This window comes from Cupriavidus sp. 01L45 (assembly GCF_056399885.1).
On record NZ_JBFTSG010000021.1, the window covers coordinates 70,144 to 88,915 of the forward strand.

Here is an 18,772-nt window from a genome sequence, read left to right on the forward strand (position 1 = left end):
CTTGGCGCTGCCCCGGCAACTACCCGCCATCAGCGCTTGCGCGACGCGCGGCTGCTCTTGCCGGCCGGCTTGGCACCGGCCTTGTGGGTCGAGCCCAGGTGCTGCGGCTTGGGCTTGGCGGCGCGCTTGGCCGGTTTGCCGCCGGCCTTGGCGCCCTGCCCCACATGCGGCTTGACCGGCGTCATGACGGCCTCGAACACCGATTGCTCTTCGATCACGCGATCCAGCGTTTCGTCGAACGACTCTTCCGGCTTGGAGCTGCCGCCCAGCAGGGCTGCCAGCTGGCGGCCTTTCTTGCGCGCGGGCACGGCGTGCGCGGCAGGCACCCTGGGCGCGGCCTCGGTGGTCGGGACGCGGGCGCGCAGGTTCTTGGCCGACGGCTCCTGCACCAGGCGGAAATCGATCTTGCGGGCATCGAGATCCACGCGCGAAACCTGCACGCGTACGCGGTCGGTCAGGCGGTAGCGGATGCCGGTACGCTCGCCGCGCAGTTCATTGCGCGCCTCGTCGTACTGGAAGTAATCGCTGCCCAGCTCGGTGACATGGACCAGGCCTTCCACATAGAGCTCATCGAGCTGCACGAAGATGCCGAACGAGGTAACGGAGCTGACGGTGCCCGAGTACTCGCTGCCGAGCTTGTCACGCATGAAGTAACACTTGAGCCAGGCTTCCACATCGCGCGAGGCTTCGTCGGCGCGGCGTTCATTGGCCGAGCAATGCAGGCCAAGCTCATCCCAGATGGCTTCATTGCGCTTGGCGCGCGCTGCGGTCTGCTCTGCCTTGGCCGCGGCATCCTTGGCTTGCAGGCGGCGCGCCTTGGGTGCGATCGCGGTGTTCAGCGCGGTACCCGGCGCAAATGCCGGTACGTACTTGGTATGCGCCAGCACGGCCTTGATCGCGCGGTGCACCAGCAAATCCGGGTAGCGGCGGATCGGACTGGTGAAGTGGGCGTAGGCCTCATAAGCCAGGCCGAAGTGGCCGATATTGTCGGGGCTATAGACCGCCTGCTGCATCGAGCGCAGCAGCATGGTCTGCAGCATGGGCGCATCGGGACGGCTCTTGATCTTGTCCATCACTTCGGCGTAATCGGCCGCCTGCGGCTTGTCGCCGCCAGCCAGCGAGAGGCCGGCCGAGCGCAGGAACTCGCGCAGGTTCTTCAGCTTTTCCTCGCTCGGGCCGGCGTGGATCCGGTACAGCGCGGGATGCTTGAAGCGCTCGAGGAAATCGGCTGCGCACACGTTGGCGGTCAGCATGCATTCCTCGATCAGGCGGTGGGCATCGTTGCGGGTACGTGGCAGGATCTGCTCGATCTTGCCCTGCGCATTGCACACGATATACGTCTCGGTGGTGTCGAAGTCGATCGCACCACGCTCGCGCCGCGCCTTCAGCAGGACCTGGAACAGCTCATACAGGTTCTGCAGGTGCGGCACCAGGTCGGCACGCTTGTGCGCCTCCGGCCCCTTGGTATTGGACAGCACCGACCAGACCTCGTTATAGGTCAGACGTGCCGCCGAATGCATCACGGCGGGATAGAACTGGTAGCCCTTGAGCTCACCCTTCGCGGTAATCACCGCGTCGCACACCATGCACAGACGGTCGACTTGCGGGTTAAGCGAGCACAGCCCGTTGGAGATCTTCTCCGGCAGCATCGGGATCACGCGCCGCGGGAAATACACGGAGGTGGCGCGGTCCAGCGCATCGGCGTCCAGCGGCGTGCCCGGGCGCACGTAGTGCGACACATCGGCAATCGCCACCACCAGGCGCCAGCCCTTGGCGCGGCCGATCTTGACGGGCTCGCAGTAGACCGCATCGTCGAAGTCGCGCGCGTCTTCGCCGTCGATGGTCACCAGCGGCACGTCGCGCAGGTCGATGCGGTGTTCCAGGTCGGCTTCGCGCACCTCGTCGGGCAGCGCCAGGGCTTCCTTGGCGCAGGCGTCCGAGAAGGCATGCGGCACACCGTACTTGCGCACGGCGATCTCGATTTCCATGCCGGGATCGTCAAAGTCGCCCAGCACTTCGACCACGCGGCCCACCGGCTGGACGTAGCGATCGGGGTAATCAATGATCTCCACGCTGACCACCTGGCCGACTTGCGCCTTGCCCTGGGCCTTGGGCGGGATCAGGATGTCCTGGCTGATGCGCTTGTCTTCGGGCGCCACCACCAGCACGCCGCCCTCGCTCAACAGGCGACCGATCACGTAGCGGTTGGCACGCTCGAGGATCTCGACGATCTGCCCTTCGGGCCGGCCGCGCCGGTCGTAGCCGATCACGCGCACCTGGGCGCGGTCGTTGTGCATGGCCTTCTGCAGCTCGCGCTCCGGCAGGAAGATGTCGTCATCGCCATCATCGCGGATCAGGAAGCCGAAGCCGTCGCGGTGGCCTTGCACCCGGCCGACCACGAAGTTGGGCTGGTGGGCCAGCTCGTAGCGGCCCTTGCGGTTGAGTTCGATCTGCCCGTCGCGCTCCATGGCGGCGAGGCGTTTCTGGAAGCCGTCGTGTTCCTTGCGCGTGACGGCGAGCGCCTTGGCGATATCGCCAGCCGACAGTGGCGACCCGGACGTCCTCAGGACGCCAAGGATTTCTTCCCGACTAGGGATCGGATAGTTATTCTGATTCAATTTTTTCTAGAAATAATTTGACAAACGTTTTGCGGTCGCTATAATGAGCGCTTCGGTTGTTTCGACGCCCGCCCAGGTGGCGAAATTGGTAGACGCACTAGGTTCAGGTCCTAGCGGTGGCAACACTGTGGAGGTTCGAGTCCTCTCCTGGGCACCAGATCAAACGGAAAACCCGCAGCGCTTTCGAGCCTTGCGGGTTTTTTGTTTTCCGGCGTCTGATCTTGCAACTTTGCACTCCCGATTCGATATTGACGCGACTGCGCGACTTGATAAAAACAGCCGCAACAGCGGCCGCTCCGGAGCCTGGAATCCATTCTCGCCTGTTAAGGCGGATTCACTCGCACACGGCCTGGCGCTCACACGAACTGCCAGGGCGCGGCCCGGACGGCGCCGACTGCTGCGCTGCGGGTGAGTGTATCAGTTTCAGTGGCGATCCCGGCATTCTTCCGCCATCCAGACCCCTGAATGTCGTGTTTTTTGACGTTTCCCGGCGCAAACAACACAGTTATTGCAAGTGCGCGCTTTGCCGGGACGTCCCGGCAACCCGGTCGCCGCTTGACGAGTCATCCAATCTGTAACTATCATGGTTTCATATTGCCTCTTCCGCCATGACCACCAGTAGCCGATTCGCCGTCGCTGTCCACATCCTGACCCTGCTGGCCAGCGCGGCCGACCCCCTGCCGTCGTCGCTGATCGCGGGCAGCGTGGGCACCAATCCCGCATTGATCCGCCGCCTGGTTGGTCAACTGGTGGAAGCCGGCCTGGTAAGTACCATGATGGGCAGCAACGGCGGGGCCTCGCTAGCCCGCGCGGCCGGGTCGATCACCCTGCTGGATGTATTCCGCGCGGTGGAGTCGACAACGCTGATCGCCCCGCATCACAGCGTGCCCAACCCGGCCTGCATGGTGGGCCGGGAAATCTCCGGGGCGCTGAAGCGAGCCGCCGACCGCGCGCAGGCCGCGATGGATGGCGCACTGGCGGAAATCACGATTGCCGGCATGCTCGCCGATGTGGAGCGTGCCGCGGAGCGCCGCGTGCGCTGATTTTTTTATCCCGATATGTAACCGTAATAGTTTCATATCGATATGAAACTCGTGCCAGGCACGGGTTTGACTATGCTGGCCTCACCCTTCGGTGAAGCAGCCTGACCAAGCAACCACGCAAGGAGTTGAGCATGAAGATCGCAATCATTGGCGCTACCGGCCGCGTCGGCACCCGCCTTATCGACGAAGCGCTGCGCCGCGGCCACACCGTCACCGCCATTGCACGCCAGGCAGAGAAACTACCCACGCGGCAGGGACTTGCCACGTGCAATGCCGACGTGGCCGACACTGAGGCCCTGGCCAGTGCCCTCGCCGGCCATGACGTGGCGATCAGCACCGTGCGTTTCCTGCAAACCAGCGCCGCGCAGATTGTTGGCGCGGCCAAGGCAGCGGCCGTGCCGCGTCTGCTGGTAGTAGGCGGAGCCGGCAGCCTCTATGTGGCCCCCGGCGTGCAACTGGTCGATACGCCGCAGTTCCCCGAGGCCTGCAAGGCGGAAGCACTGGCAGGCCGCGACTTCCTGAACGCCTTGCGTGCCGAGACCACACTGGACTGGACCTTTCTCTCCCCCGCCGCGCTGTTCGAGCCGGGTACCCGCACTGGTGCCTATCGGGTCGGTGAGGAAACGCTGCTATCCGATGCCAGCGGCAAGAGCTGGATCTCGATGGAGGACTACGCCATTGCCATGATCGACGAAGTGGAAAAGCCGGCGCACTCGCGCCAGCGCTACACGGTGGCCTACTAAGCGAAAAAAAAGGCGGCTGATCGCCGCCCGCCGCCCTGCTTTGCCGCCGCGGCCATTTCAGCCATGCGGCTGGGGCCGTCCGCAGCTTCAGCCCTGGCTACCGCTGCCAGCAGCATGCTTGCCGCGCTTGAGCCAGGCCGCAAGATTGTGCGGGCGCAGCGTGTCATACTCCTCGAACGGCTGGTGGATCCAGGGGTTCGTCGGCAGGAAGGTAACGTGGTAATCCGGCTTGACCTTCGAGCACGCCTTGTACCACAGCACCGACGAGCGGACTTCCGTCACGGCAGGATAGCGCTCCTGCAAATGGCGGCCCACGCGCTCCAGCGTGACGCCGGAATCGACCAGGTCATCGACCAGCAGGATCTTGCCGGAGAGGTCGCCCCGGGTCATGGTGATGTACTGCGCGATGTCGAGATCGCCCTGCTGCGTGCCAGCCGCTTCGCGATAGCTGCTGGTGGCCAGAATGGCCAGAGGCACGTCGAAAATGCGTGACATCTGGTCGCCCACGCGCAGGCCGCCGCGCGCCAGGCACAGAATCTTGTCGAACTTCCAGCCCGACTCGTGGACGTTCAGCGCCAGCCGTGCGATCAGGCTGTGGTATTCGTCCCAGGAGACCCACAGGTTCTCTTCGTCATTCGATGGCAGGGTCATGATTTATTCTTGGCTCTTCGGCTTGAGGTCTGTCGACCGATAAAGTTTCGGCCCGCTTGCGCGGGCCGATTTGCTCTTGTGCATTTGCCGTCCTGTACCGGCGGCCCGTCAGCCGCGCGGCGCCCTTTCGGGCACAGACAACGTCAGGCCACGTACGGGTGGCGCAGCAGGATGGTTTCGTCGCGGTCCGGGCCGGTCGAGATCATGTCGATCGGGATACCGACTACTTCCTCGATGCGCTTGAGGTAGGTGCGGGCCTGTTCCGGCAGCGCATCCCAGGCCTTCACGCCGAAGGTGGACTCGTTCCAGCCGGGGAATTCCTCGTACACCGGTACGCAGCGCGCCACGGCATCCGAACCACGCGGCAGGATATCGATAGTCTTGCCGTCCAGTTCGTAACCCACGCACAGCTTGAGGGTTTCGAGGCCATCAAGCACGTCGAGCTTGGTCATGCACAGGCCCGACACCCCGTTGATCTGCACCGAACGCTTGAGCGCGGCGGCATCGAGCCAGCCGGTACGGCGCGGACGGCCGGTGACCGAGCCGAATTCCTTGCCGACGTTGGCCAGGCGCACGCCGATCGGATCCTGACGCTTGGGGTTGTCATTGTCGTACAGCTCGCTGGGGAACGGGCCCGAACCCACGCGGGTGCAGTAAGCCTTGGTAATGCCCAGGATGTAGTTCAGGCGGCCCGGGCCAACGCCGGCGCCAGCGGCGGCCGCACCGGCCACGCAATTGCTGGAGGTGACGAACGGATAGGTGCCGTGGTCGACGTCGAGCAGCGTGCCCTGCGCGCCTTCGAACATCAGGTTGTCGCCGGCAGCGTTGACCGCATACAGCTCGGCTGACACGTCGGCCACCATCGGCGCCAGGCGCGGCGCGAAGGCCAGCATCTCGTCCAGCGTCGTCTGGAAGTCGACTGCTTCGGCGCCCAGGTACTGGGTCAGCATGAAGTTATGCAGGTCGAGGTTCTCGCGCAGCTTCTCGGCGAACGCCTTCGGATCGAACAGGTCCTGCACGCGCAGCGCGCGGCGGGCAACCTTGTCCTCATAGGCCGGACCGATACCACGGCCGGTGGTGCCGATCTTGTCGGCGCCACGGCGCGCCTCGCGGGCTTTGTCGATGGCGACGTGATACGGCAGGATCAGCGTGGTCGCTTCGGAAATGCGCAGGCGGTTCTGCACCTGCAGGCCGGCGCTTTCCAGTTCCTCGATTTCACGAAAGAGCGCCTCGGGCGACAGCACGACACCGTTGCCGATGTAGCAAATCGTGCCGGCGCGCATGATGCCCGAAGGGATCAGGCGCAGGATGGTCTTCTTGCCGCCGATGATGAGCGTATGGCCAGCGTTGTGGCCGCCCTGGAACCGCACCACGCCCTTTGCATGATCGGTAAGCCAATCGACGATTTTCCCTTTGCCTTCGTCACCCCATTGGGTGCCGATCACGACGACATTGCGTCCCTGGCTTACTGCAGAAGCGGACATGTTGATTTTGGTCAGTGGGTTAAAAACGTATTTTACTCTCGTTGCAGGTCAACTCCCCGATTTTGGGGAGATCGGCCTGCAACGCGGGGGAATTCCGTGCCCTGGCGCTTGCGCTCAGGTCCCGGCGCTGCGCGGAATCACCGTCCATGCGCCATCCTGGCGCACCAGTTGGCGGTCGCAGTTGAACTCGTCGAGCTGGTGCGTGTGGCCCGGCAGGGACTGGATCACGATCTCGCCGGCCTCGCGCAGCGCCGTGATCGCCGTGCGCAGGGCGGGATCCGCATCCCACGGCGCAAAGATGGCAAAAGCACGCACTTCCAGCGGCGACAGCGAGGCAACCTCGCGCAAATCGAGCGAAAAACCGGTCGCCGGCCGCGCGCGACCGAAGGCTTCACCCACCTTGTCATAGCGGCCCCCGCGCGCCACGTAATTGGGCAGGCCGGCCACATAGGCCGTAAACATCACACCGCTGTGGTAGTGATATCCGCGCAAGTCGGAAAGATCGATATTGACACTCGCGCCGCGGACTTCCGCGGCCAGGGCTGCCAGTTCGTCCAGCGCGCGGCCGATTGCCGGGCTTGCCGGCAACGTGGCACGGGCGCGCTCGATCACCTCCACGCCACCGTACAGCGTCGGCAAGGCCAGCAGCGCGTCGCGCTCGGCCTGCGGCATGCCTTCGGTCAGTTCGCGCAGCGCCGATACGTCCTTGGTTTCCAGCGCTGCGAACAGCGCGTCCTCGATCTTCCGGCTCGACGGCAGGCCGTCCAGCAGCGCTTCCAGGATGCCCGCGTGGCACAGGTCCAGGCGGATTTCCGTCAGTCCCGCCACCTGCAGCGCAGCCAGCATCAGGGCCTGGATCTCTACGTCGGCTTCCAGGCCGGCATGGCCGTAGATTTCCGCACCGACCTGGATCGGCTCGCGGGTTGCACGAAAACCTGCCGGGCGGGCGTGCAGCACATTGCCGGCGTAGCAAAGCCGGGTCACGCCGGAGCGGTTCAGCAAGTGGGCATCGATGCGGGCCACCTGGGGCGTGATGTCGGCGCGCAGCCCCATGGTGCGGCCGGAGAGCTGGTCGACCAGCTTGAGAGTGCGCAGGTCCAGGTCGTGCCCGGTCCCGGTGAGCAGCGATTCCAGGTATTCCAGCATCGGCGGCATGACCAGTTCGTAGCCGTAGGTGCGGAACAGGTCCAGCATGCGGCGGCGCAGTTCCTCGATCTTGCGGGCCTCCGACGGCAGCACGTCGGCGATGTTTTCAGGCAGGAGCCAGTGATTGGACATGGTAAATCTCTTCACTTCACACAGTTGCCGGGCGGCCTGGGCCACCCGTTGAATTACGTTCCCGTCTCGCCTCGGGACACGGGCCAAGCCGGGCACCAGTCACCTGGCGCGGCGGATGAGGCGGCGACGACGCCCGTCGAAGGCATCGGCAGCCACCCCTCCAGCCGGACAAAACCCCGGCAAGCCGGGGTTTTGTCGTATTGCCTGGCGGCCGTGGCCGCCCAGCTTAGCGACGGCTCGCCGGAGGCACTGCCGCCGGCGCCGCGGCGCCGCCCGCCGACCGCATATAGCGGAAGAAGTCGGAATTGGGCTCCAGCACCAACACGTCGCGCTTGTCGCGGAACGTATTGCGGTAGGCCTCCATACTGCGCCAGAACTGGGCGAACTGCGGATCGCGGCCAAACGATTCTGCGTAGATCTGCGAGGCGCGGGCATCGCCCTCGCCCTTGATCTTCTGCGCATCGCGATAGGCCTCGGCCAGCACGACTTCGCGCTGGCGATCGGCATCGGCGCGAATCTTCTCGCCTTCGGCGGCGCCGGTGGAGCGCAGCTCATTGGCCACGCGCTTGCGCTCGGCCTCCATGCGGCGATACACCGATTCGCTGATCGCGGGCAGCAGGTCGACGCGCTTCAGGCGCACGTCGATGATCTCGACGCCCACGGACTGGGCGTAGTCGGCCATCGCGGAGCGGATATTCTGCATCACCTTCTCACGCTCGCCGGCCACCAGCTCCGCCACCGTGCGCTTGCCGAATTCCTCGCGGGCAACGGAGTCGATACGCTGGGTCATGCGGTCCTGCGCGCCACGGATGTTGCCATTGAAGGCCACGTAGAACTTGCGTGGATCGGTGATGCGCCATTTGACGAACCAGTCCACCACCATGCTTTTCTTCTCGGCGGTCAGGAAACGCTCCGAGGCGGCCACGTCGATGGTCAGCAGGCGGCGGTCCATGAAGATCACGTTCTGCAGTGGCGGTGGCAGCTTGAAGTGCAGGCCAGGCTCGTTCACCACCTGCTTGATCTGGCCAAACGCGAACACCACGGCGTACTGCCGCTGGTCCACCACGAATACCATCGACGAGCCGATCGCCAGCACGATGAAGAGGCCGATTACTACGGAAATCAGTCGGTTCATGTCGGGGCTCCTCAGCGCGAATCGCGGTCACGGTTGCGCAACAGCTCGCGCGACCGGGTATCGCTACCGGCTTCCGGCGCGGCAGGCGTGCTGCTGCCGGCCGCGGGCGCCTGCGCGGTGCCGGAACCCGGCGTGCCGCCCTGCGACTGCGCCATCAGCTTGTCCAGCGGCAGGTAGAGGAGATTGTTGCCCTGGCGCGAATCCACCAGCACCTTGGTCGAATTGGTATAGATCTGCTGCATGGTCTCGATGTAGATGCGGTCACGCGTCACCTGCGGGGCCTTGGCGTACTCGGCCTGGACCTGCCGGAAGCGCGAGGCATCGCCTTCGGCCTGGGCGGTCACCCGCGCCTTGTAGGCTTCGGCTTCTTCGTTCAGGCGCGCGGCGGTACCCTTGGCGCGCGGGATCACGTCATTGGCGTAAGCCTGGCCTTCGCTGATGGCACGCTCCCGGTCCTGGCTGGCCTTGTTGACATCGTCGAAGGCGGCCTGCACCTGCTCGGGCGGCTGCACGCTCTGCACGTTGACGGAGATCACGCGGATACCGGTCTTGTAGGCGCTCAGGATCGACTGGATGGATTTGGCCAGATTCTGTGCGATCTGCTCGCGGTTCTCGTAGAGCACCGCGTCCATCTTGTTGCGCCCGACGATCTCGCGCACCGAGGTCTCGGCGGCCTGGGTCACCAGTTCTTCATCGCCACCACGATCGGTCTTGTTGTAGAACAGGAATTCGCTCGCGTCCTGGATGTCGTATTGCACCGTGAAGCGGACGTCGATGATGTTCTCGTCCTGCGTCAGCATGGACGCGTCCTTCAGGTTGCTGTCCTTGATCGAAGTGGAGCGCCCCACCTCTACCGAACGCACGCCCGACAGGTTGACGATCTCGGCGGACTGGATCGGGTACGGCAGGCGCCAGTTGATACCGGGGCCCGTGGTGTACTTGAACTTGCCGAACTGCAGGATGACGGCGGTCTGGCCTTCCTGCACCATGAAGAATCCGCTGGCCAGCCAGATGCCCAGCGCGGCGACCACCACCACGCCGGCGCCGATGCCCGAGCCCTTGCCCGGCGTGCGCGCGCCGCCGCCGAAGCCCTGGTTGCCGCCACCGCCGTTTTCCTTGCGGCCGAGCAGGCCATTCAGGCGGCGATTGAAATCGCGCCAGAGCTCGTCGAGGTCGGGCGGACCATCCTGCGGGGGACGCTGGTGCTGGCGATTGTTGTCGCGGCTGTCCTTGTCCTTGTCCTTGTCTTCGTCATCCGGGCCGCCCCGACCCCAACGTGGATCGTTCAACGACAGGATCGCGCGCAAACGCTGCCAGGCCGTCCGCGACGGTGCATGGCCGCCGTTGCGGCCACCTGCGCGGCTGCCAAAGGCATGGCTCGATTCAGAATTCCGGGGAAACTGGGGCATGAAGTGCACGGGTCCGGGATAGTTGGAACAGGGGGATTCTAACAGTCATCGACGCCACATTTTCCTATTTGAGGCAATCTGGCCGTGATTTCCGTCGAACTGGATCAATGCATGTCGGGTTCTTCCGGATTCACCCCGGCGTCTTCGCGATCATGATCGCCGCCGTCATCGTCGTCGTGATAAGCCGCCACATCAGCCAGGCGCGGGTCCAGCGGCGGACGTTCGGGCGGACGTTCGGCCAGCCAGCGCGCCACGTCCACCAAGGCCTCGCGCAAGGTGTCCAGACCGATGCCGTCGCGCGCACTGACGAACACGCGCGTCGGCACGCCGTCCTCATTGCGCTCCACCCTGGGGCCCTGCGCCAGAAGTTCCGGCGCCGCGTCGATCTTGTTCATCACCACAATCTGCGGGATGTCGTCGGCATTGATCTCGGCCAGCACGCGATTGACCTGCTCGATCTGCTCATGCCGCACCGGACTGGAGGCGTCGACCACATGCAGTAGCAGATCCGCGTGCACGGTTTCTTCCAGCGTAGCCCGGAACGCAGCCACCAGTTGGGTGGGCAGATCGCGGATAAAACCGACGGTATCCGATAACACCACGTTGCCCACATCCTCCAGGTAAAGCCGGCGCGAGGTGGTATCCAGCGTGGCGAACAACTGGTCGGCCGCGTAGGCACGCGCCTTGGTCAGGGCATTGAACAGCGTCGACTTGCCGGCATTGGTATAGCCGACCAGCGAGATGCTCAGGGTGTCGTTGCGGGCGCGCGCCCGCCGCTGGGTGCTGTGCTGGCGCTGCAGCCGCGTCAGGTCAGCCTTGAGCCGTTTGGCGCGTTCGTCCAGCAAGCGGCGATCCAGCTCGAGCTGACGCTCGCCCGGGCCGCCGCGCATGCCGATACCGCCCTTCTGCCGCTCCAGGTGGCTCCAGGCGCGGACCAGCCGCGAAGCCTGGTACTGGACCTGGGCGAGCTCGACTTGCACCTTACCGACGTGGCTCTGTGCCCGCTGCCCGAAGATATCCAGGATCAGGCCCGTACGGTCGATCACGTGGCGTTGCAGGAAACGCTCCAGATTGCGCTGCTGCGCAGGGCTGAGCGTGTGATTGAACACCACCACGTCGGCGTCAAGCGCATCGGCGGCTTCCTTCAGTTCCTCCGCCTTGCCGGAGCCGATGAACAACGCCGGATCCGGGCGCGACCGGCGTCCGGTCAGCGTATGCACCGGGGTGGAGCCGGCGGTTGACGTCAGCAACGCCAACTCGCTCAGGCTTTCCTGGAAATCATGCTTGCCGAAATCGACACCGACGAGGATGGCGCGGGAGGTCTCGGAATTGGAGGTGGCTCTGGATTGCAAACGGGAGGATCGCGAAACGCGAGAAAGGAAAACGGGTTGGAACCGGCTGGGAGGCAGTGGCGGGTGCCGTGAGGCAAGGCGCCGCGGCCCGGGAAGACACTCGAAGCGGGACGCTATCCGCGGCGGCATGCACCAGGGTGAGCATGTCCCTGCTCATGGCCGTTGTGCGCCCAGGATGGCCGGGCATCGTTTGGTGTCGCGCCAGCGCATCTGGCCCCGGCGCGACACCGGCAACTGGCAGCCTTGTCGTGATGCGACCGGCCTGCCGAAAAGACTGCGGAACACTCCGCGAAAGATCAACCTTCAGCCGTTTCGTCCACGCGGAAATTCACTGCGCGGGCCGGTACGACGGTGGAAATCGCATGCTTGTAGACCATCTGCGTCACGGTGTTGCGCAACAGGACGACGTACTGGTCGAACGACTCGATATTGCCTTGCAGCTTGATGCCATTGACGAGGTAGATTGAAACCGGTACGTGCTCTTTGCGCAGCGCGTTCAGGAACGGGTCTTGTAGCAATTGCCCTTTGTTGCTCATGGCACACTCCAAATTTATAGATTTAGTGATAGATGATGGGGACGATGATCCCCGATTCAAGTCAAACGGCGCAAAACCGCGCCAAAAAAAGATCAAAACGGTACCAAGCTAGCATCGTCTCGCAGGGAACCCCCTGCTACCGTGAATTTAGCCTCAGTTCCAAACGAACGCAAACGAAAGTTGGCCGCCTGGGCTCCCGCTGTCCGACTCAATCCTTCGAGTCCGCATATGGGTTTTTGTTCGTACGAAATTCGATGCGAAGCGGCGTGCCCTTCAGTTTGAAAGCCGAGCGGAATCGGTTTTCCAGATAACGCCGATAGGTGTCCGCAATGCCGGAAAGCGAATTGCCGTGCACGATGATGATGGGCGGGTTGGAGCCGCCCTGGTGCGCGTAGCGCAGCTTGGGCCGGGTTGCACCGACGCGCCGCGGCTGCTGGAATTCGACCGCTTCCTGCAGGATCCGCGTGAGCTGCGGCGTGGGCAGCTTGACCATCGCCGCCGCATACGCGTCGTCCACCGAGCGCAGCAGCGCGCTGATGCCGGTGCGCTCCTTCGCCGACACAAAGTGGAAATTGGCGAAATCGAGGAACTGTAGCTTGCGCTCCAGATCGTGCTTGATGCGGTCGCGGGAGTGCCCGTCGAGGCCGTCCCACTTATTGACACCGACCACCAGCGCACGGCCGGATTCCACGATGAAGCCAGCGATATGGGCGTCCTGCTCCGACACATCCTGCTGCGCGTCGAGCAACAGCACCACCACGTTCGCATCGGCGATCGACTGCAGCGTCTTGACCACCGAGAACTTCTCGATCGCCTCGAACACCTTGCCGCGCTTGCGCAGGCCGGCGGTATCGATCAGCGTGTAGGGCTTGCCGCCACGCTCGAACTCCACGTAAATGGCGTCCCGCGTGGTGCCAGGCATGTCGAACGCGATCACGCGCTCTTCGCCGATCAGCGTATTGACCAGCGTGGACTTGCCCACGTTGGGGCGGCCCACAATGGCGATCTTCACGCCACGCTGGGCGCCGTCGTCTTCCTCGGCGAGTTCGGGCCGCTCCTTCACCGCCAGCTCGAGCGCCTCGTCGACGAGTTCGCGCACGCCGTCGCCGTGGGTCGACGAGATGGCATAGGGGTCTCCCATGCCCAGCTCGTAGAACTCGGACACCACGGTGGTGTACTTCATGCCTTCGGCCTTGTTCACGGCCAGCATGACGCGGCGCCCGGTCTTGCGCAGGTAATCGGCGATCACCCGGTCCTGGGGCGCCAGCCCGAGGCGGCCGTCGACAAGAAAGATCACCACATCGGCCTCGACCACAGCCTGGCGGGTCTGCTTGGCCATCTCGGCCACGATGCCGTCCTTGGCCACCGGCTCGAAGCCACCGGTGTCGATCGCGATGAACGGGCGTTCACCGATACGGCCTTCGCCATAGTGGCGGTCGCGCGTGAGCCCCGGCAAATCGGCGACAAGTGCGTCGCGCGAACGGGTCATGCGGTTGAATAGCGTCGACTTGCCCACATTGGGGCGGCCGACCAGAGCGATAACTGGTTTCATGCAATAAACGGAAATGGGGGCCGGCAGATGCCGCCCCCCAGGAACTCCGGAGTGATATGGGTCCGACGGCCGGGCGTCGCGCGCCTGGCCACTTTTCCTGTCGGGCGGCCGGGTTAGCTTTGCAACCCGACCTCGTTCACCTGCACGGCCAGGAGGGCCGTGCTACCGGATTGGCGCCGCCCATGCCGACAGGTGCATGGGCAGTCGCCATGAATATTGACCGCCTCAGTCCGGCACGAAGCCGTAGAGGTTGCCATCGCGCGTCTGCACCACCAGGGACGTGCCCGCCACAACCGGCGCAGCGGTAATCTCGCTGCCATCGGTCTTCAGGCGTGCCACGAACTGGCCGTCCTCACGCGAAATGAAGTGTACATAGCCCTCGTAATCGCCCGCCACCACCGAACGTCCCACCGCCAGCGGCGTGCCGAGGCGGCGGTAGAGCAGTTGATCGTTCTTCCAGCGTTCCGTGCCGTTCTGGCGGTCGAAGGCATGGACCACCGAGCGCTCGTCGCTGGCGTACAGCGAAGCGTCATCCTGCGCAGGGCCGGTCGGAGACGAGAAATCCTTGCCCCATTGCGGCTGGCCATTGGCCAGTTCCAGGCAGGCGATCCGTCCCTGGAACGTGGTGGCGCAAACCTGGCGGCCATTGACCATGGGCTGGCCCGTCACGTCGTTGAGCCGTTCGATCTCGGACACGCCCTTCGGATAGGAAACCGTGCTCTCCCAGCGCAGCACGCCGTTGCCGGGGGCCAGCACGCCCAGCTTGCCGCCGGGGAAGCCCATCACGATACCGTCGCCGGCAAACACCATGCCCATCGACGCGCGCAGGTTGAGCGCGGTCTGCGAGCGCTGGTAGATCCAGCGGCGTTCGCCAGTCTGCGCGTCCAGGCCCAGCACGCGGGTATCGGTCGTACGCACCACCACCAGGCCGTTGCCGACCAGCGGCGCGGAGAGGACCTCGCCATTGACCTGCTTCTTCCAGAGCTGCTTGCCACTTGCGTCGAAGGCGAACACCGCGCCCTTCTCGCCCGCCACCGCCGTGACGGAGCCGTCGCTACCCGGCCCGGAGGTCAGGTCGATGTCGGTCTTGGCCTCCCACAGGGTACGGCCAGTGATGCCGTCGAGCGCCACCACCTTGCCGCCGTTGGAGGACGCATAGACGGTACCGCCTGCGACGGCCGGCTGCAGCGTGTACGGGCCGCCCTTGCCGACGCTGGCTTTCCAGGCCTGGCGCACCGACAGCGTCTGGGTGATCGGCTTGAGTTCGACCGGCGTACGCTTGTCACTCTTGCTGAACAGCGAGCAGCCGCCAAGGCTGGCGACGCTGGCCGCACAAGCGGTGGCCACCACCAGGGCGCGGACGAACTTGCCGTGTTGCTGGTTCTGGGCCGTGCCGGAAAACAATGACTTCATGAGGTTCCGATCCTGAATTGGGTTGAAGCGCAAGGGTGCGGGCCTGCGCAAATGCGAGTGCCCGCGGGCCTGTCGGCTAGCCGGATCCACCGCCTTCAGGCGGCGCCCAGCGCGTCGAGCTTGAACTGGATGATCTGGCGCATGGCCGCATCGTTGGCGCTCAGCTTGTCGAGCGCCTTCTGATAGGCCGACCGTGCTTCCGAGCGCTTGTCCTGGGCTGCCAGCAGATCGCCGCGGCGGTCGGCATACAGCGCCACGAATGGTGCCGGCGGCTCGTTCTTCAGCAGCGCCAGGCCCTGGTCGTAAGCCTTCTCGTCGAGCAGCACGCCAGCCAGGCGCACGCGCGCGAGGTGAGCATATTCGCCTTCACCGTGGTCGATCGCCCACTGCAGCTGGGTCTTCGCGCCGGCCAGGTCGCCTGCATCGTACAGCACCTTGGCCGACACCAGCGCGGTCATGGGGCCATAGGCGGTCTTGCCGAATTTCTGCTCGAGGTCGCCGGCGGCGCGCTTGATCCGCTCGACGTCGCGGCTCTCGGCGGCCTTGACGACCTGCTCGTACAGCAGCGCGGCTTCGCCGGCCTGCTTGCGTTGCCAGTAGTTCCAGCCGCTCCAGGCAGCGAAGGCCAGCAAGCCGGCGATCAGGGCCCAGGTCACGGTATTGCCATACTGGCGCCACCAGGCCTTGAGGCTTTCAAGCTGTTCCTGTTCTTCTAGATCGTAAGCCATGTCGAGGGATCCACCCGCGTGTGTTTGTTATAAGGGACCGCGCCGCGCGGCCCCCGGTTCCGCTGCCTGGTTTTCTTATTCGCTGGCGCCGACCATCGCGTCGATGATGTGGGCAACCAGTTCTTCAGCCGGTACCGTCACCTGCGCGCCACCGCCTTCGGCCTGCGCGCCCTGCCGCAGATCCTTGACCTGGACCGTACCCGCCGCCACTTCGTCGTCGCCAATGATAACGGCATAGCCAGCGCCGTTACCGTCCGCGCGCTTCATCTGCGACTTGAAGCTGCCGCTCTTGCCGTCCGGCGTGGCATGCAGCAGCACGTCGAGCCCGGCATCGCGCAGCCGCTCGGCGACGATCATGGCCTGCAGGCCCGCCGCTTCGCCCTGGTGGACGAGGTACACATCGCACCCTTCCGCCTGCGGCGCGAGTTTCTCCTCGCGCAGCAGCTCGATGATGCGCTCGATGCCCATCGCCCAGCCGCAAGCGGGCGCCGGCTTGCCGCCCATCTGCGCGATCAGCGGATCGTAGCGGCCGCCGCCGGCAATGGTGCCCTGCGCGCCGAGCTTGTCTGTGATCCACTCGAACACCGTCAGGTTGTAGTAATCCAGCCCTCGCACCAGGCGCGGGTTGATCTTGAACGGGATGTTGTTGGCCTTGAGCAGGCGCTGCACGCCTTCAAAGTGGGCCAGCGACTCCTCGCCCAGGAAGTCGATCAGCTTGGGCGCGTTGCTTGCCATTTCCTGCAGCGCGGGATTCTTGGTATCCAGCACGCGCAACGGGTTGGTGTATAGGCGGCGCTTGCTGTCTTCGTCAAGAATGTCCTGGAAGCCTTCCAGGTACTTGATCAGTTCTTCGCGATGCGCGGCGCGCTCGTGCGCCTGGCCCAGCGAATTGAGCTCCAGCCGCACCCCGACCAGCCCGAGATCGTCCCACAGGCGCTGGCACATCATGATGATCTCGGCATCCACGTCGGGACCGGCGAAGCCGAGTGCCTCCGCACCAAGCTGATGGAACTGGCGATAGCGCCCGCGCTGGGGACGCTCGTGGCGGAACATCGGGCCGGTGTACCACAGGCGCTTGGGGCCGTCGTACAGCAGGTTGTGCTCGATGGTGGCACGCACCGCGGCCGCCGTGCCCTCGGGGCGCAGCGTCAGTTGCTCGCCGTTAAGCGCGTCGGTGAAGGAATACATTTCCTTCTCGACGATGTCCGTCACTTCGCCGATGCCGCGCACGAACAGTTGCGTGTGCTCGACGATGGGCGTGCGGATCTGCTGGTAGCCATAGGCGCGCAGCATGGCGCGCGCGGCGTTCTCGAAATGCTCCCACAGCGGCGCGTCCGCGGGCAGCATGTCGTTCATGCCCTTGACGCCCTGCAGTGCCTTGGGCAACTTGATCTTGCTGTCGGCCTTGGCGCCGTCGCTGGCGGCCGCCGGATTCACGGGTTGGTTCATCTTCTCTTGTATTTCCCTGCAGCGCCTGGCCTTGATGGCTCAGGCTGCCGCCTCATTGCCTGCGCGTCCGGCGTCCTTGCCGTAACGGGTCCGCACATAGTCATCGACGATCGCCTGGAATTCCTCGGCAATCCGATCGCCGCGCAGCGTCTTGACCTTGACGCCGTCGACGAACACCGGCGCCGCCGGCGATTCGCCCGAGCCCGGCAGCGAGATGCCGATATTGGCATGCTTGCTTTCGCCCGGCCCGTTCACGATGCAGCCCATCACGGCCACATCCATTTCTTCCACGCCTGGGTAGGCAGTCTTCCAGGTGGGCATCTGCTCGCGCAGGTAGCTCTGGATACTGGACGCCAGTTCCTGGAAGGTAGTGCTGGTGGTGCGGCCGCAGCCGGGGCAGGCAATCACCATCGGGGTGAAGTTGCGCAGTCCCATGGTCTGCAGGATCTCCTGCCCCACATAAACTTCCTTCTCGCGCGCGGCACCGGGTTCCGGGGTCAGCGAGATGCGGATGGTGTCGCCGATGCCTTCCTGCAACAGCACCGAGAGCGCGGCGGTGGAGGCCACGATGCCCTTGCTGCCCATGCCCGCCTCGGTCAGCCCTAGGTGCAAGGCGTAGTCGCACCGCTTGGTCAGCTCGCGGTAGACCGCGATCAGCTCCTGCACTTGCGAAACCTTGCACGACAGGATGATCTGATTGCCGGGCAGGCCGATTTCCTCGGCCTTCTTCGCCGACTCGATGGCGGAGGTGATCAACGCCTCGACCATCACGTTCTGGGCCGGCCACGGCTCGGCGCGCTGCGCGTTCTCGTCCATGACGCGCGCCAGCAGTGACTGGTCCAGACTGCCCCAGTTGACGCCGATGCGCACCGGCTTGTCATGCCGGCAGGCCATCTCGATCATCTGCGCGAATTGCGTGTCGCGCTTCGCGCCCTGCCCTACGTTGCCCGGGTTGATGCGGTACTTCGACAGCGCCTTGGCGCAGTCGGGGAAATCCTGCAGCAGCTTATGGCCGTTGTAGTGGAAGTCGCCCACCAGCGGCACATTCACGCCCATGCGGTCCAACTGCTCGCGCAGGGCCGGCACCGCCGCCGCGGCTTCCGGCGTATTGACCGTGATGCGCACGATCTCGGAACCGGCACGCGCCAGCTCCTTGACCTGGATCGCGGTGCCGATGGCGTCCACCGTGTCGGTATTCGTCATCGACTGCACGCGCACGGGCGCATCGCCACCGATGGTGACCACGTTGTCGCCCCACACCACGCGCGCCTGGCGCGTCTTGCGGCGGGGCAACGGGCCGGGCAGGACCGGCATACAAGCCTGTTGATTCATAGCATTACCACCTTGCAATGCGGAGATACGCATGGCTGGAGAAACGACG

At 64.8% G+C, this 18,772-nt stretch carries 15 protein-coding genes and 1 tRNA gene; 3 read left to right on the forward strand and 13 right to left on the reverse strand.

Going from position 1 to position 18,772, the window contains the following annotated elements; genetic code table 11:
* Nucleotides 1-29 precede the first annotated feature (29 nt).
* Entirely contained in the window at nucleotides 30-2,618 is a 2,589-nt protein-coding gene (gene rnr, locus AC1DT6_RS16475; protein ID WP_441632062.1) for a ribonuclease R, read from the reverse strand.
* Between the two features lie 70 nt (nucleotides 2,619-2,688).
* Here rnr and AC1DT6_RS16480 point away from each other — a divergent pair.
* The 3 genes from AC1DT6_RS16480 (at nucleotide 2,689) to AC1DT6_RS16490 (ending at nucleotide 4,404) form a co-directional block, all read left to right on the forward strand.
* Nucleotides 2,689-2,775, forward strand: a tRNA-Leu gene (locus AC1DT6_RS16480).
* 451 nt (nucleotides 2,776-3,226) lie between these two features.
* Entirely contained in the window at nucleotides 3,227-3,661 is a 435-nt protein-coding gene (locus AC1DT6_RS16485; RefSeq protein ID WP_045239423.1) for an Rrf2 family transcriptional regulator, read from the forward strand.
* A gap of 131 nt (nucleotides 3,662-3,792) precedes the next feature.
* Nucleotides 3,793-4,404: an NAD(P)-dependent oxidoreductase gene (locus AC1DT6_RS16490; protein ID WP_477114786.1), complete on the forward strand. Its 612-nt coding sequence runs from the start codon at nucleotides 3,793-3,795 to the stop codon at nucleotides 4,402-4,404.
* A gap of 87 nt (nucleotides 4,405-4,491) precedes the next feature.
* Here AC1DT6_RS16490 and AC1DT6_RS16495 read toward each other — a convergent pair whose 3' ends face one another.
* The 12 genes from AC1DT6_RS16495 to ispG form a co-directional block, all read right to left on the reverse strand.
* Entirely contained in the window at nucleotides 4,492-5,055 is a 564-nt protein-coding gene (locus AC1DT6_RS16495; RefSeq protein WP_441632058.1) for a phosphoribosyltransferase, read from the reverse strand.
* A gap of 143 nt (nucleotides 5,056-5,198) precedes the next feature.
* The gene (locus AC1DT6_RS16500; protein ID WP_035874886.1) at nucleotides 5,199-6,539 is read right to left on the reverse strand and encodes an adenylosuccinate synthase; all 1,341 of its coding nucleotides are present in this window, start codon (nucleotides 6,537-6,539) and stop codon (nucleotides 5,199-5,201) included.
* 114 nt (nucleotides 6,540-6,653) lie between these two features.
* Nucleotides 6,654-7,817 (reverse strand): ATP phosphoribosyltransferase regulatory subunit, encoded by a 1,164-nt coding sequence (locus AC1DT6_RS16505; RefSeq protein WP_035874882.1) that lies wholly within the window; start codon nucleotides 7,815-7,817, stop codon nucleotides 6,654-6,656.
* 226 nt (nucleotides 7,818-8,043) lie between these two features.
* The gene (gene hflC / locus AC1DT6_RS16510) at nucleotides 8,044-8,952 is read right to left on the reverse strand and encodes a protease modulator HflC (protein ID WP_441632055.1); all 909 of its coding nucleotides are present in this window, start codon (nucleotides 8,950-8,952) and stop codon (nucleotides 8,044-8,046) included.
* 11 nt (nucleotides 8,953-8,963) lie between these two features.
* On the reverse strand, nucleotides 8,964-10,361 hold the full coding sequence (gene hflK, locus AC1DT6_RS16515; protein WP_441632053.1) for an FtsH protease activity modulator HflK: 1,398 nt from the start codon (nucleotides 10,359-10,361) through the stop codon (nucleotides 8,964-8,966).
* 104 nt (nucleotides 10,362-10,465) lie between these two features.
* Nucleotides 10,466-11,713 carry a GTPase HflX gene (gene hflX / locus AC1DT6_RS16520; RefSeq protein WP_441632051.1) on the reverse strand — a complete coding sequence of 416 codons (1,248 nt, stop codon included), beginning with the start codon at nucleotides 11,711-11,713 and terminating at the stop codon, nucleotides 10,466-10,468.
* 296 nt (nucleotides 11,714-12,009) lie between these two features.
* Nucleotides 12,010-12,249, reverse strand: coding sequence for an RNA chaperone Hfq (gene hfq / locus AC1DT6_RS16525; protein ID WP_006157757.1), 240 nt, complete (start codon nucleotides 12,247-12,249; stop codon nucleotides 12,010-12,012).
* 208 nt (nucleotides 12,250-12,457) lie between these two features.
* On the reverse strand, nucleotides 12,458-13,801 hold the full coding sequence (gene der / locus AC1DT6_RS16530) for a ribosome biogenesis GTPase Der (RefSeq protein ID WP_035874870.1): 1,344 nt from the start codon (nucleotides 13,799-13,801) through the stop codon (nucleotides 12,458-12,460).
* A gap of 225 nt (nucleotides 13,802-14,026) precedes the next feature.
* Nucleotides 14,027-15,214, reverse strand: coding sequence for an outer membrane protein assembly factor BamB (gene bamB, locus AC1DT6_RS16535; RefSeq protein ID WP_441632048.1), 1,188 nt, complete (start codon nucleotides 15,212-15,214; stop codon nucleotides 14,027-14,029).
* A 95-nt stretch (nucleotides 15,215-15,309) separates the two neighbouring features.
* Complete coding sequence (locus tag AC1DT6_RS16540) at nucleotides 15,310-15,942, reverse strand: YfgM family protein (protein ID WP_441632046.1); 633 nt, start codon at nucleotides 15,940-15,942, stop codon at nucleotides 15,310-15,312.
* 75 nt (nucleotides 15,943-16,017) lie between these two features.
* The gene (gene hisS / locus AC1DT6_RS16545) at nucleotides 16,018-17,391 is read right to left on the reverse strand and encodes a histidine--tRNA ligase (RefSeq protein ID WP_441632044.1); all 1,374 of its coding nucleotides are present in this window, start codon (nucleotides 17,389-17,391) and stop codon (nucleotides 16,018-16,020) included.
* A 39-nt stretch (nucleotides 17,392-17,430) separates the two neighbouring features.
* Nucleotides 17,431-18,723, reverse strand: coding sequence for a flavodoxin-dependent (E)-4-hydroxy-3-methylbut-2-enyl-diphosphate synthase (gene ispG, locus AC1DT6_RS16550; protein ID WP_441632042.1), 1,293 nt, complete (start codon nucleotides 18,721-18,723; stop codon nucleotides 17,431-17,433).
* Between the last annotated feature and the right edge of the window lie 49 nt (nucleotides 18,724-18,772).

Coding starts and splice junctions, on each gene's coding strand:
- AC1DT6_RS16485 (WP_045239423.1), top strand. CDS start 3,227: ATGACCACCAGTAGCCGATTCGCCGTCGCTGTCCACATCCTGACCCTG.
- ispG (WP_441632042.1), bottom strand. CDS start 18,723: ATGAATCAACAGGCTTGTATGCCGGTCCTGCCCGGCCCGTTGCCCCGC.
- hflK (WP_441632053.1), bottom strand. CDS start 10,361: ATGCCCCAGTTTCCCCGGAATTCTGAATCGAGCCATGCCTTTGGCAGC.
- hfq (WP_006157757.1), bottom strand. CDS start 12,249: ATGAGCAACAAAGGGCAATTGCTACAAGACCCGTTCCTGAACGCGCTG.
- AC1DT6_RS16495 (WP_441632058.1), bottom strand. CDS start 5,055: ATGACCCTGCCATCGAATGACGAAGAGAACCTGTGGGTCTCCTGGGAC.
- AC1DT6_RS16505 (WP_035874882.1), bottom strand. CDS start 7,817: ATGTCCAATCACTGGCTCCTGCCTGAAAACATCGCCGACGTGCTGCCG.
- bamB (WP_441632048.1), bottom strand. CDS start 15,214: ATGAAGTCATTGTTTTCCGGCACGGCCCAGAACCAGCAACACGGCAAG.
- AC1DT6_RS16540 (WP_441632046.1), bottom strand. CDS start 15,942: ATGGCTTACGATCTAGAAGAACAGGAACAGCTTGAAAGCCTCAAGGCC.
- der (WP_035874870.1), bottom strand. CDS start 13,801: ATGAAACCAGTTATCGCTCTGGTCGGCCGCCCCAATGTGGGCAAGTCG.
- hflC (WP_441632055.1), bottom strand. CDS start 8,952: ATGAACCGACTGATTTCCGTAGTAATCGGCCTCTTCATCGTGCTGGCG.
- AC1DT6_RS16490 (WP_477114786.1), top strand. CDS start 3,793: ATGAAGATCGCAATCATTGGCGCTACCGGCCGCGTCGGCACCCGCCTT.
- AC1DT6_RS16500 (WP_035874886.1), bottom strand. CDS start 6,539: ATGTCCGCTTCTGCAGTAAGCCAGGGACGCAATGTCGTCGTGATCGGC.
- hisS (WP_441632044.1), bottom strand. CDS start 17,391: ATGAACCAACCCGTGAATCCGGCGGCCGCCAGCGACGGCGCCAAGGCC.